Consider the following 8,089-nt stretch of genomic DNA (forward strand, 5'->3'; position numbering starts at 1 on the left):
CCGCGACCTTCGGCGAGATTGCACTCAGGGTCGTGCATGCGCCCTCAACCACAGCCGTCACGGCAATCTCGGCGCGCGACGGCGCGGCGGCTCACTGCAGCTGCACCGCGCCCTCGAGGTCCAGGATCTGCCGGGTGGTCTTGACCACCACGTCGGGGTTCAGGCTGATCGAGTCGATGCCGCAGCGAACCAGGAACTCGGCCATGTCGGGGTAGTCCGACGGCGCCTGACCGCACAACCCGGAGTGAATCCCGTTGCGGCGGCATCCCTCCACGGCCAGGCGGATCATCTCCTTGACGCCCTCGTCGCGTTCGTCGTAGTCGAAGGCCACGATCTCGCTGTCCCGGTCGACACCGAGGGTGAGCTGGGTGAGGTCGTTGGATCCGATGGAGAAGCCGTCGAAGCGCTTGGCGAACTCGTCGATCAGGATGACGTTGTTGGGGATCTCGCACATCGCGTACACCTTGAGCCCGTTCTCCCCGCGGCGCAGACCGTGTTTGGCCATCTCCGCCAGGACCAGGTCCGCCTCGGCCACCCGGCGCACGAACGGCAACATCAGCACGACGTTGGTCAGCCCCATCTGTTCGCGTACCCGCTTCATCGCCCGGCACTCCAGCGCGAATCCCTCGGCGTAGGCCGGGTGCGCGTAGCGCGAGGCGCCGCGGAAGCCGATCATCGGGTTGCTCTCGGCCGCCTCGAAGCCGCTGCCGCCGACCAGGCTGGCGTACTCGTTGGTCTTGAAGTCCGACATCCGCACGACGACAGGCTTGGGCCAGAAGGCGGCGGCGATGGTGCCGATCCCTTCCGACAGGCGCTCCACGAAGAATTCGGCGCCGTCGGAATAGGCGTACGTCAGCGTCTCGATGGTCCGCCGTGCCTCGGGATCGTCCACCCGGTCGGGGTGGAGCAGGGCCAGCGGGTGCACCCGGATGTACTCGTTGATGATGAACTCCATCCGGGCCAGCCCCACGCCGTCGTTCGGCAAGAACGAAGTCTTGAACGCCAGATCCGGGTTGCCGAGGTTGAGCATGATCTCGGTGTGCGGGCGTTCCTGGTCGGACACCTCGGTGCGATCGACGCGAAAGCCCAACTCGCCGCGGTAAACCCGCCCCGTGTCGCCCTCCACGCACGACACCGTGACGACCTCGCCGTCGGGCACGCTCGTGGTGGCGTCACCCGCGCCGACGACGGCGGGGATGCCGAGCTCGCGGGCGATGATCGCCGCGTGGCAGGTGCGCCCGCCGCGGTTGGTGACGATGGCCGCGGCGATCTTCATGATGGGTTCCCAGTCGGGCGTGGTGACGTCGGCCACCAGCACGTCGCCGGGCTGGAACTCCGACAGCTTCCCGAGGTTGTCCATCCGCCGGGCGATGCCGGTGGCGACCTTCTCGCCGACCGAGCGGCCCTCGGCGAGCACCTCCTTGCCCTCGGTGCCCTTGCTCTCGAGCACATAGCTTTCGATGACCGTCAGGCTGCGCTGGGAGGCCGCGGTTTCTGGCCGCGCCTGGACGATGTAGAGCCGCCCGTCGAGACCATCCTTGGCCCATTCGATGTCCATCGGTCGCCCGTAGTGGCCCTCGATGGCGCAGGCGTAGCCGGCCAGCTCGAGGACGTCGTCGTCGGTGACGCAGAACCGGGCCCGGTCGGCCTTCGGGGTGGGGATGTTGCGGACGGTGTTCTTCGTCTCCCCCTCGACGTAGATCATCTTGACCGCCTTGTCCCCGATCAGCCGGCGCAGTACCGCGCGGTGGCCGGCCTGATACGTCGGCTTGTGGACGTAGAACTCGTCGGGGTCGACGGCGCCCTGGACCACGTTCTCGCCGAGCCCGTAGGCGCCAGTGATGAATACGACGTCGTGGAAGCCCGATTCGGTGTCCAGGGTGAACATCACCCCGGACGAGGCGAGGTCGGAGCGCACCATCTTCATGACGCCGATCGACAGCGACACCTTGAAGTGGTCGAAGTCCTGGTCGACCCGGTAGTGGATGGCCCGGTCGGTGAACAGGCTGGCGAAACACCGGCGACAGGCGTCCAGCAGGCTCTCGGTGCCCTTGATGTTGAGGAAGGTCTCCTGCTGGCCGGCGAAGCTGGCGGTCGGCAGGTCTTCGGCGGTCGCCGAGCTGCGCACGGCCAGGCTGACGTCTTCGCCGTATTCCTCCTGAAGCTGCCGGTAGGCGGCCGTGATCTCGGCGGCGAGCTCCGGGGGAAGCCCTGCGCCGTAGACGATTTCGCGGGCCTGCTTGCCCTTACGTGCCAGCGCGGTGACGTCGTCGGGGTCGAGATCGTCGAGCGCGGCGTGCAGCGCCCCCCAGGCGCCGGCGCTGTCCAGCACGTGCCGGTAGGCCTCGGCGGTGATCGCGAAACCGTGCGGGACGCGCACGCCCTGCCCGGTCAGTTTTTGGAACATCTCGCCCAGCGAGGCGTTCTTCCCGCCGACCAGCGGGACGTCCTCGATGCCGATTTCTTCGAAGAAGCGGATGTAGGTGAAATCGCTCATGGTGTTCTTCCTTCGGCGGGTTGCATCAATACGCTTCGTAGATACCGCTGTTCGCTTTTCGCATGATCCAGGCGTAGTCCGCCCGTTCCCCGGCGGTTGACGACGCCGGCTCGGGGCGCCGCCAGCAGCCCTCGCTCTCACGCAGCGCGGCGGCGTACTCGAGACCGTCGCACAACCACCAGCACCCGCTTGCCCTTCGGCTGCGCGGTGCGATCAGGTCGGTGCGGGGCGCGGCGGCGAAAGCATCTGCCTCGCTGCTCAATTGCTCTCCCGTCACCCCCCTCACGATATGGCCGGGGGCGCGCCGCCACAGCCGCCGTTTGACCTCAGTAGTTGGGGACTTACGGCCCTGCCAGCAGGGCATTGCGGCGCGGAAAGTAGCACCATGGAGCAATTGACCGCGCTCGATGCCGGCTTCCTGGAGGTGGAGGACTCCGACCCGCACGTCAGCCTGGCGGTGGGCGGCGTGTCGATCGTGGAGGGACCGATCCCGACCTACGACGAGTTCGTCGCCGAATTCGCCGAGCGGGTGGCGGCGGTACCGCGCTGCAGGCAGATCCTGCACACCCATCCACTCGACCTGCGGCCGCCCGAATGGACGGAAGACCCCCACTTCGACCTCGCGCGTCACCTGCACCGCGTCGCGCTGCCGCAACCGGGCCGCGACCCGGAGCTGTTCGAGATGATCGCGTCCTTGATGGAACGGCGCCTCGATCGTGAGCGCCCCCTATGGGAGACCTGGATCATCGAGGGGCTCAGCGGAAACCGGTGGGCGGTGCTCACCAAGATTCACCACTGCATCGCCGACGGCATCGCGATGACGCAGCTGTTCGCCAAGTTCGGCGACGACGGCGACGGCGGCACCTTTGCGGTCGACGTCGGCGCCGCCCGGAAGGCGGTTCGGCGCGGGCCGGAGCTGTCCAAGATCAGCCTCAATCCCTTGAACTGGGCGAGTGGAATCGGGCGGAGCGCGTTCGGCGCCCTGACCGCGGCCGAACACGCGGCGATCGGTGCGGCCGAGCTGACCACAGCACTGATGCGCCCCGCCCCCCAATCTTCGCTGAACGGGCCGGTTACCGCGATGCGGAGGTACAGTGTGGCCCGCGCCCGGCTGAGGGACATGAACAAGGTCGCCCGGGCATTCGAAGTCACGCTCAACGACGTTGCGCTGGCAGCGATTACCAACAGTTATCGCGCCGTCTTGCTGGCGCGGGGGGAACAACCGGGCCGAGACTCGCTGCGCACGCTCGTCCCCGTCTCCGTCCGCGCGGTGGATCACTTCAATGTCGCCGGCAACCGGGTCTCGGCGATGCTGCCGCTGCTGCCCGTCGACGAGGCGGACCCGGTGCGGCAGCTGCAACTGGTGCACGACCGGCTCACCCACGCCAAGGCGAGCGGTCAGAGCGAGGGTGGCAGCGCGGTGGTGGTGGCCGCCAAGCGCACCCCGTTTGCGCTGTCGGCGTGGGCGATTCGATTGCTCTCGCGGTTCCCTCAACGCGCGGTAGTCGCCTTGGCGAGCAACGTTCCCGGCCCACGAAGCCGCCAGCGGCTGATGGGCCGCCGGGTGCTGGAACTCCTGCCGGTTGCCCCGATCGCCCTGCAGGTGCGCACCGGCATCGGAATGCTCAGCTACGCCGATAGTTTCGTCTTCGGCATCACCGCCGACTACGACACGGCACCCGACATCGACGCGCTCGCCGCCGGCATCGAGAAGGGGATGGCGCAATTGGTTGCGGCCGCCCGTACCCGGCGCCGCAAGGCGTCATGACGCGGCGGGCTCCGTGACGCGTTCATGCGCGGTCAGCAGCAGATGGTCGATCTCCGATTGGGCATCGAAGCGCAACCGGGCGCCGCGGAGGTCTTCGGCGATCTGCTCGGCGAGCGGCCGCAACTTGACGTTCGCTTCCTGTGAAAGCCATTTGAGCAACTCGAAGGCCGCGCTCTCACTGATGCCATAGATCAGCATCAGCATGCCCTTGGCCTGTTCGATCCCGGCCCGGTTCCCGTTGATCTCGGCCAGTCTGGCGCTGACGATCTCCTCCGCCACCTGTCCCGTGACCGGGGAGACGTCGATGTAAAACCCTTGCGTTCCAACGACGTCGCCGTCGTCGTCGAAGAACCGGTCACCCACCACGACGACGTGTCGCACATTCCCGCCGGTGTCGACGATTCGATGGCGAGTGCTGAACGCCTGCCGGGTGTTGACGATCTGTTCGATGGTGGCCGCGACCTGCCCGCGGTCGTCCGGATGCTTGTGCGAGAGCACCAGATCGGTGGTGGGCGTCACGCTGCCGGGCTCATACCCGTGCATCCGCTGCACTTGTTCCGACCACTCCCAGCGCTGGTCGGTGAAGTAGAAGCGAAACCAGCCGGCCGGCTGCGCGGCGCCGCCGGCCAACGCCTGTTCGACGTTAGCCCGTTGGCCGTCCAGTTCCCACTTCATCTCGCACCTGCTCTCCCTGGGTTTTTGAACCGGAGGAAGGCGGCGGCCCGTGTGTTTCTGCAGGGACCCGCGCCGCCGCCCGTCCGCCGGACATCAGGCGTTGATGACCTCGCGTTGCGAGGCGTTCTCATTGATGGCCGTTTGCCCGTCGCCGCGCCCGACGGTGATCTTGCGCGGCTTGGCCCGTTCGGCCACCGGAATGCGCAGCCGCAGAACACCTTCGCGGTAGGACGCCTCGATCTTGTCGGTGTCGAGGTTGTCGCCGAGCACCAGCTGCCGGCTGAACACCCCGCGTGGGCGCTCGGTGGCCAGCATCTCGCGGTTCGGGTCGACGGCGGGCCGCTCGGCGCGCACGGTCACGACGTTGCGCTCGATGTCGATGTCGAGCGACTCGGCGTCGATGCCGGGCAGGTCGAACTCGACGACGAACTCCTCGCCCTGGCGCCATGCGTCCATCGGCATCACTGCCGGCCGGGCGGCCGTACCGAACACCTGGTGGGCAAAGCGATCGAGGTCACGGAAGGGGTCGGAACGCATCAGCATGGTGGTCACCTCTCACTCCAATCTAGGCTGTGGTCTGGCTATTACCTATGTCCAATGACATAGATTTGGTATATCACTGTCGACATAGTCATGCAAGTGTGATAAATAGATTTTCTAGGCCAGGCAGCTTCGAGGAGAGACGGGTGATGACCGACCAACGCGGCGATTCCGGCGTCCCGGCGCCCGATCACGGCGTGTATGGCATCTCGGTGGCCGCCGAGCTCTCCGGCGTCCCGGTGCAGTCGCTGCGCCTGTACGAGCGGTATGGGTTGCTCGCGCCGGCGCGAAGCAACGGCGGAACCCGCCGCTACAGCGCCGACGACCTGGCCCGGCTCAAGCGCATCAGCGAGCTGGTCGGCGCCGGCATCAACCTGGCCGGCGTCGCCCGGATCCTGGACCTCGAGGATCACAACGCGACGCTCTCGGCGGCCAACACCGACCTGCGGTCCACGAACCAGACCCTGCGGAAGGCCGCCAAAACCGCGAAGGTCACGCAGGTGGGCGGCGAACCCGGCGACGGGGCCGGCTGAGGGCGCCGCGGCCCTCCGATTGCGCTCACCGAGTTCGGGTACACAGCCTGCTGTGCCCTTGAGCTGAAGGAGATGCAATGGGAGAGGTGGCGGAAGCCAAGACCCACGTGGTCGACGGCGCACGGCGCGAAGCGGACGAATACCGCGGCGACGAGCCTCGTCCGTTGGGCGGATACGTGGCGGTGCTGCTCGTCTACACCGCCGTGGTGGCCGTCGCGACCACGGCCGCGCTGCTCACCGGGCGGACGTTGCCCACCCGGTGGCGGATCCAGGACCTGATCACGGTCACCCTGGGCACCCACAAGCTCTCGCGGACGCTGACCAAAGACGCGGTGACCAGCCCGTTGCGCGCGCCGTTCACCCGCTTCGCGGGCAGCGGCGGCCCGGCCGAGGTCATGGAGGAGGTCCGGGACGAAAGCCCATTGCGGCACAGCGTGGGAGAACTGCTGACGTGCCCATTCTGCCTGGATATGTGGGTGGCGACCGGCTTCGCCATCGGCTTGGTCTTTGCCCCGCGCTTCACCCGCCTGATCGCCGGCGTCTTCACCGTGTTGACCGGCGCCGACTTCCTGCAGCTGGCCTACTCGATGGCGCAGCAGTCGGCCGGGGGCTGAGCAGCGCTCAGCCGGTCTTCGGCATCGGGATGCCCTCGCTAGCCGCAAACTGTGCGTCCTCCTCGGAGGACAGCCCGATGGACACCACCGACCGGGCGAACAGCGCGTCGGTCAGGTAGGCCAGCGACACCGCCCACCGGTTGACGCCCCGCGGAATCGCGTACAGGTGATACGACCGGGTGACGACCTTCGCCGGCAGGCCCGAGAGGTGGATGTTCAGCGGGTTGGCCACCGCCTGCCACGGTCCCAGGTCGACCACCAGGCCCAGGTTGCGGTGCTTGTATTGCTTGGGCGTGCCATAACCGAGGCTGGCCGCCACGTTGCGGGCCAGCACCTTGCCCTGGCGGGTGGCGTGCTGGGCGGTGGGCGGCGTGATCTTTCCCGGCTGGGTCAGGTCGGGGACCGCGGCCGCGTCGCCGGCCGCGAAGACGTCGGGGTGATCCGGCACTTGCAGATCCGGCTGGACTTTGAGTCGGCCCCGCTCGGTCGGCAACCCCAGATCCTGGATCAGCGGCGCTCCGGTGACACCGGTCACCCAGGCGACCGTGCGCGTGTCGATGCGCGAATCATCGCTGAGCACAACGTGATCGCCGTGTGCTTCCTTGAGCGTGAGGCCGAGCCGGACGTCGATCCCGCGCCGGCGGAGGACCTTCTGCGCGGCATCGCCCAGCTTCTTGCCGACCTCGGGCATCACCTGCTCGGCCAGATCGAGGAGCACGAACCGGACGGCGGCGGGGTCGAAGCGCATCTGCTTGGCGGCCGCGTCGGCCAGCGCCCGAAGCTGTGCCACCAGTTCGGTGCCCGAATAGGAGGCCCCGACCACGACGACGGTGCGCCGGGCCTGTGCCACCTGCGGGTCGTCCTCGATGTTGGCCAGCTCGAGCTGCTCCACGAAATGGTCTCGTAGGTATAGGGCCTCGGCGGTGGTCTTCAACCCGCGCGCGCACGTCGCGAGGCCCGGAACATCGAGAAGCCTTGTCACCGAACCCGGCGTGAGCACCAACCGATCCCAGGCCATGGTGTGGCTGCGCTCTTCGGGATCACACCATCTCAGCGTGTGCCGGGCGAAGTCCACACCATCCACGCGGCCGCGCACCGCGTGCACGCCTTTGAGGCTGTTGGCCAGGGGGATCGCCACGAACCGGGCATCGACCACCCCGCCGGCGACGTCGGGCAACAACGGCGTGTACAGCATGTAATCCACCGGGGAGACGATCGTGATGTCGGCCTGCACGCGCCGTCTCCGCAGGATTCGGGCCAGACGGCCCGCGCAGGTGAATCCGGTGAAGCCGCTGCCAACGATCACTATCGAGGTCACCAATCCGAGTCTACGACGGGGGGGCCCCGGCGGATGGGGGCCCCCGTCGTGGTTTCACTGGAACAACCACAGCGAGGGCCCCCAAAAAAATTTTTATGAGCCCCAGAAAAGGGGAGGGGGGCCGGGGGCGGCCCGCGGGGAGGG

At 67.7% G+C, this 8,089-nt stretch carries 8 protein-coding genes; 3 read left to right on the forward strand and 5 right to left on the reverse strand.

Translation table 11 applies throughout. The features are described from left to right. Nucleotides 1–91: 91 nt before the first annotated feature. Nucleotides 92–2,497: a phosphoenolpyruvate synthase gene (ppsA, locus tag A5756_RS04555; protein ID WP_066947866.1), complete on the reverse strand. Its 2,406-nt coding sequence runs from the start codon at nt 2,495–2,497 to the stop codon at nt 92–94. Between the two features lie 25 nt (nt 2,498–2,522). Further along, nucleotides 2,523–2,774 (reverse strand): hypothetical protein, encoded by a 252-nt coding sequence (locus A5756_RS04560; RefSeq protein ID WP_066947870.1) that lies wholly within the window; start codon nt 2,772–2,774, stop codon nt 2,523–2,525. A 108-nt stretch (nt 2,775–2,882) separates the two neighbouring features. Here A5756_RS04560 and A5756_RS04565 point away from each other — a divergent pair, with 108 nt between their 5' ends. Continuing rightward, nucleotides 2,883–4,265: a wax ester/triacylglycerol synthase family O-acyltransferase gene (locus tag A5756_RS04565; protein ID WP_066947874.1), complete on the forward strand. Its 1,383-nt coding sequence runs from the start codon at nt 2,883–2,885 to the stop codon at nt 4,263–4,265. Here the strand turns inward: A5756_RS04565 and A5756_RS04570 are convergent. Both A5756_RS04570 and A5756_RS04575 read right to left on the reverse strand, forming a co-directional pair. After that, a complete protein-coding gene (locus A5756_RS04570) occupies nt 4,260–4,940 on the reverse strand; it encodes a PAS and ANTAR domain-containing protein (protein WP_066947878.1) in 681 nt (226 codons plus the stop codon). The two genes, A5756_RS04565 and A5756_RS04570, sit on opposite strands and share 6 nt — an antisense overlap. A gap of 93 nt (nt 4,941–5,033) precedes the next feature. Beyond that, nucleotides 5,034–5,483, reverse strand: coding sequence for an Hsp20/alpha crystallin family protein (locus A5756_RS04575; RefSeq protein WP_066947923.1), 450 nt, complete (start codon nt 5,481–5,483; stop codon nt 5,034–5,036). Between the two features lie 146 nt (nt 5,484–5,629). Between A5756_RS04575 and A5756_RS04580 the strand changes: the two genes are divergently transcribed. Both A5756_RS04580 and A5756_RS04585 read left to right on the forward strand, forming a co-directional pair. Then, nucleotides 5,630–6,013, forward strand: coding sequence for a helix-turn-helix transcriptional regulator (locus A5756_RS04580; RefSeq protein ID WP_066947881.1), 384 nt, complete (start codon nt 5,630–5,632; stop codon nt 6,011–6,013). A gap of 77 nt (nt 6,014–6,090) precedes the next feature. After that, complete coding sequence (locus A5756_RS04585; protein ID WP_066947884.1) at nt 6,091–6,627, forward strand: DUF1360 domain-containing protein; 537 nt, start codon at nt 6,091–6,093, stop codon at nt 6,625–6,627. A 7-nt stretch (nt 6,628–6,634) separates the two neighbouring features. On the opposite strand, the gene A5756_RS04590 is transcribed toward A5756_RS04585, so the two are convergent. After that, nucleotides 6,635–7,945, reverse strand: coding sequence for an NAD(P)/FAD-dependent oxidoreductase (locus A5756_RS04590; protein ID WP_066947888.1), 1,311 nt, complete (start codon nt 7,943–7,945; stop codon nt 6,635–6,637). Between the last annotated feature and the right edge of the window lie 144 nt (nt 7,946–8,089).

This window comes from Mycobacterium sp. 852002-53434_SCH5985345 (assembly GCF_001667155.1).
Lineage (GTDB): Bacteria > Actinomycetota > Actinomycetes > Mycobacteriales > Mycobacteriaceae > Mycobacterium.

What these genes read in the sequence shown, in the direction of transcription:
- A5756_RS04585 (WP_066947884.1), top strand. Translation starts at nt 6,091, where the DNA reads ATGGGAGAGGTGGCGGAAGCCAAGACCCACGTGGTCGACGGCGCACGG.
- A5756_RS04575 (WP_066947923.1), bottom strand. Translation starts at nt 5,483, where the DNA reads ATGCTGATGCGTTCCGACCCCTTCCGTGACCTCGATCGCTTTGCCCAC.
- A5756_RS04565 (WP_066947874.1), top strand. Translation starts at nt 2,883, where the DNA reads ATGGAGCAATTGACCGCGCTCGATGCCGGCTTCCTGGAGGTGGAGGAC.
- A5756_RS04580 (WP_066947881.1), top strand. Translation starts at nt 5,630, where the DNA reads ATGACCGACCAACGCGGCGATTCCGGCGTCCCGGCGCCCGATCACGGC.
- ppsA (WP_066947866.1), bottom strand. Translation starts at nt 2,497, where the DNA reads ATGAGCGATTTCACCTACATCCGCTTCTTCGAAGAAATCGGCATCGAG.
- A5756_RS04570 (WP_066947878.1), bottom strand. Translation starts at nt 4,940, where the DNA reads ATGAAGTGGGAACTGGACGGCCAACGGGCTAACGTCGAACAGGCGTTG.